The sequence below is a fragment of the Thermogutta sp. genome (genome assembly GCF_014359955.1).
GTDB lineage: Bacteria > Planctomycetota > Planctomycetia > Pirellulales > Thermoguttaceae > Thermogutta.
This window is the reverse complement of record NZ_JACIYL010000358.1, coordinates 1-4,283: the sequence shown is the minus strand read 5'-3', so window position 1 is coordinate 4,283 and position 4,283 is coordinate 1. Positions and strand designations below refer to the sequence as shown.

Sequence of the window (4,283 nt, the reverse complement as noted above, 5' to 3'; positions counted from 1 at the left end):
CTCACAGCGTTCACCGGTAGGGGCAATTCATGAATTGCCCCTACCAATGCTTATGATTCACATGTCGGAGTATGTTGGGGCTCGCGAGGGACCTGCTTGTCAGGTCCGTTAGAACTCTCGTCCGTGTTACCGCGGGCAGTGCTTTTCTACACTCAACGGGCACGACGAGTGCGTCCCTCCGAATTCAACGGCAGGGGCCATTCATGAATCACCCCTGCAACAAAATGGTGATGGGTCACCCCTGGCTCCTCTTGAACTCTTTTTCGCCACCTTCCAAGATGGAAAAACTCGACCCAGGGCCAAGTGCCCGGACTTAGACGAACAGATCCCGTGATACGTGCTGTGCTTTGACCCTATGGAAACCTCGGTCCTTCAACCACCGCTGATCCTCAGCACATGGCACTTTGGCCGAATAGCCAACCGTTCCGGCTGGGCCGTTCTCAGCCAGGGTGGAAACGCCCTGGACGCTGCAGAGGCCGGTTGTCGGGCGGTTGAGGAAGACCCTTCCGTGACGAGCGTCGGTTTGGGCGGCTATCCGGACGCCGCAGGAGAGGTGACCCTCGACGCCCTGATCATGGCCGCTCCTCATCGATGTGGTGCCGTGGCGTGCCTTCGCGATTATTTGCCTGCCATTTCTATCGCCAGGCGAGTGATGGAGAAAACGCCGCACGTCCTTCTTGCGGGACCAGGTGCTGAGGCATTCGCCGCTGCGGAGGGCTTTCCCAGACGCTCCCTTCTTACCCGAGAGGCTCGCGAAGCCTGGGAACGCTGGAAGCGGGAACACAAATCTGGCTCCGGTGACAAACTGGCGCACGACAACTCACCCGGCCAAGAGGCGCACGATACCATTGGGGTCCTTGCTATAGATGGCGCAGGTCGTATTGCAGGTGGTTGTTCGACCAGCGGCCTGGCTTTCAAGTTGCCGGGTCGAGTGGGCGACTCACCGCTGGTTGGTCATGGCCTGTACGTGGATCCCGACGTTGGTGGCGCGGTGGGCACAGGTCACGGCGAGCTCATCATGCGTGTCTGTGGCACCTTTCTGATCGTGGAGGAAATGCGAAGAGGTGCGAGTCCCGCCGATGCAATCAAAGTAGCCCTGGAACGACTCAACTGCCAGTGTCGGCCCGATCCTCGGCAGCAAGCGGCGTTCATCGCGCTCCGCTGCGACGGCGCGTGGAGTGCTGGCTGCCTGCGGAAGGGCTTTCAGGTGGCCGTGCGTTCAGCCACAGTTGACATCCTTACGGAACCCGACGTGGTGCTGATGGAGGGCGACTGAAGCGCTCTCAATCTGGCATCCTGGCAGGTAGCGGAAGATCCTGATAAACGGCCGCCACGCCCGCTGCCATACTCTCCAGCGAAAATCGTTCCCGCTGGCGCTCGTAGGCCGCACGGCGCATGCTCTCCCAATCGACAGCACCGTCCAGAAAGCGTCCAATCGCACCCGCAAGGGCTGAAGAAGAACCCGGGCGAACGAGCAAACCTTCACAACCATCGCGAATAATCTCGGGAACTCCCTCCACCGCGGACGCCACCACGGGAAGGCCTGCGGCCATGGCCTCAAGTAGGACCATCGGCATCCCTTCACCGAAAAGGCTTGGCAGGACGAAGAGGTCCATGGCCAGAAACATCTCCTGAGTATTCTCGACGAAACCGGTCCACGTCACAATTTCGTCGAGTCCGAGACGATGTGTCATCTCCTTGAGATGCCGTTCATACTTCTCGCTTTCAAACGGTCCTACTGCCAGCACTCGTATCTTATAGCCTTTTGAGACGAGTTCCCGCGCCGCTTTCAGGAGAACCTCGGCACCTTTTCTGGGACGGAAAAGCGCCATGGTTCCCAACATCCAGGACCCTTCGGGACGCTTTCTTACCGTGAGAGATTCCCACGCTGCAACGCCATTGGGGACCGTCACCACACGCTGCGCCGGAATCCCAAGGCGAACCCAGTATCTGCGAAGACTCTCTGACACCGCGATGATTCGGTCAGTCTGTCGAGCCGCCCACCAATCGACAACCCCCACAACAATGTTTTTCAGATACCGCGCACTATCCCACAGCGTGGGGCTGTGCGCGTGATACACCCAGGGAAGTCCCGTCCGCCGATGGACTGCCGCGCAAAGCACGGCCGTCCGTGGCGTGTGGGCATGCAGCAGCGAAATCCTCTCCTGCATACAGATGCGTGAGAGACGATCGATCGTCTGTCGCCACCCCAGTTCCGGCATGGGCACGCGATATAAACGCGCGTTTTTTGCGCGGCGGTTCGCTTCAAACCGTCCATCCTTGACACAGGCAAAAACCACTTCAAACCCAAATCGGCTCAGTGTCAGCGCCAGATTATCCTGCACGCGTTCCGCGCCGGAATAATATTCTCCGTTAATGACATGGAGTACCCTCGTTAATTCCTGTTCATTCTCTCCCTCGCCATCCGGCGCCGGTGCCGCAAGCGCTGCGTACCTTTCACCCCAACCGGCTGCAACGAGTTCGTTGCCCATGACTATTTCTAACATATTCTCCATCATATAGTTCCCAGCCAATCACACTGGTCCATGCTTGGGTGTTTAATACGCGTTTTCACCTTTTAGTACAACGAATATTGTTTGGAGAAGAATTTTGATGTCCATCCACAGCGACCACTCGCGAATATACTGCAAATCCCATTCCACCCTCTTCTGCATTTTCTCCACAGTCTCCGTTTCACCGCGGCATCCATGGACCTGGGCGAGCCCCGTCAGGCCGGGCTTCACTTTGTGTCGGAGCATATAGCCCTGGATAATGCGCCGATACTCCTCGTTATGGGCGGTTGCGTGGGGACGCGGGCCGACAAGCGACATTTCGCCCTTCAAAACGTTGAACAATTGGGGCAATTCATCCAGCGACGTTCGCCGCAAAAACGCACCGATTTTCGTCACCCGGGGGTCGTTTTTCTTCGCCTGCTGCACCTGATCCCCGTCTTCGGTCACCGTCATCGTGCGAAACTTCCACACGCGGATCTCGCGTCCGTCCAGGCCGTATCGGCGCTGCCGAAAGAAGACAGGGCCTGGGGAGGTCGCCTTGATAAGTACGGCGATCACAAGCATCAACGGCGCAAAGAGGACCAGTAAAATGGAAGCGAGCACAACATCCATGGCCCGTTTTACAAAACCATCAATCCCATAAAACGGATTTTCATACACGCTGACAACCGGCAGGCCACCGATATTCGTCCACCGCGAATGAAGCAATTGAAAAACAAAGAAATCCGGGACGATATACACGGAGGCCGTGGTATCCGCCAGTTGTGACAAAATGCCGCGGATACGTTCTTCCGCGCGCATCGGGAAAGTAATATAAATCATATCCACGCGATGTTGTCGGGCGTGTTCAACCAACTCCTGAATGTTTCCCAATTTATGTCCGATTTCTGGAGGCACCGCCCCGGTGCGTTCTTCAGGCCGATCGTCATAAAAGCCGAGCAGCTTGAGCCCTAGGTCCGGTGAATTCTCCAGTGCCTCGATGAGCCGAAAAGCCAGGTCGTTGATTCCCACCACCGCATAATACCGGGTGTTGTACCCCTTTGCCCGAAGAACGCTGAGTACACCGCGAACCAACCCGCGGCTGACCGCGAGAACGGCCGCCGTCAGTAATGCCCACAGGGCGACGGTGTCCCGGGAAAGATTCCACCAGTCCCCGAGAACGAACCCCAGCGTGAGAAAGCCAGGCAGCGTGAATAACCAGGTCGATACCGCACACCACAATTCACGCTCCAGCGAGATGCCGCGCCAATTGCGATAAAGCCCCGTGATCTCCGCGACGAAGTGGAAAACCAGGACAGTCAGGACGGCAGCAAGAAAATCGGACTGCGCAAAGTCACGATGCAAGGCAACCGCTCCCCACAGTCCCGCGATGACGGCGATTCCGTCAAGAAAACGATAGAATAACTCTCGCACTGACCAGTATTGATGGATGCGCCGTATCGTAGCCATGGTGGGCTATCCTCGTACCGTTGCACTTTATCGGAGTGGTGTGCCAACACGTTCCGATCAGTGTGGCAAACGCCGTGAACAAAAACTCAAATCCCCTGTTGAATAATAGAACAGACTTGAGAAATCGGGACAAACGAGTATTGTGTCGCGCCTTCTGTCGGTGGGAATAGTCGGACTGTGTGAGCACCCCCCGATTTTTTCAGTATATTCGAACCAATCGACAGGACTTGCCTTTTCCTTACGTTTCGGATTTTCCTTTTATTCAACCGACCGGAATACGGCAACTGCCGTTTAGTCAACCCGTAGCGGTGCGGGGGTGCC

3 protein-coding genes are annotated in these 4,283 nt (G+C 56.8%); 1 reads left to right on the top strand and 2 read right to left on the bottom strand.

The features are described from left to right. Positions 1 to 355 precede the first annotated feature (355 nt). On the top strand, positions 356 to 1,276 hold the full coding sequence (locus H5U08_RS11280; RefSeq protein ID WP_297033049.1) for a N(4)-(beta-N-acetylglucosaminyl)-L-asparaginase: 921 nt from the start codon (positions 356 to 358) through the stop codon (positions 1,274 to 1,276). 7 nt (positions 1,277 to 1,283) lie between these two features. Here the strand turns inward: H5U08_RS11280 and H5U08_RS11275 are convergent, their stop codons facing one another. Together H5U08_RS11275 and H5U08_RS11270 are read right to left on the bottom strand one after the other, a co-directional pair. Beyond that, positions 1,284 to 2,507 (bottom strand): glycosyltransferase family 4 protein, encoded by a 1,224-nt coding sequence (locus H5U08_RS11275; protein WP_297033047.1) that lies wholly within the window; start codon positions 2,505 to 2,507, stop codon positions 1,284 to 1,286. Between the two features lie 51 nt (positions 2,508 to 2,558). Continuing rightward, positions 2,559 to 3,962 (bottom strand): undecaprenyl-phosphate glucose phosphotransferase, encoded by a 1,404-nt coding sequence (locus H5U08_RS11270; RefSeq protein ID WP_297033046.1) that lies wholly within the window; start codon positions 3,960 to 3,962, stop codon positions 2,559 to 2,561. Positions 3,963 to 4,283: the final 321 nt, after the last annotated feature.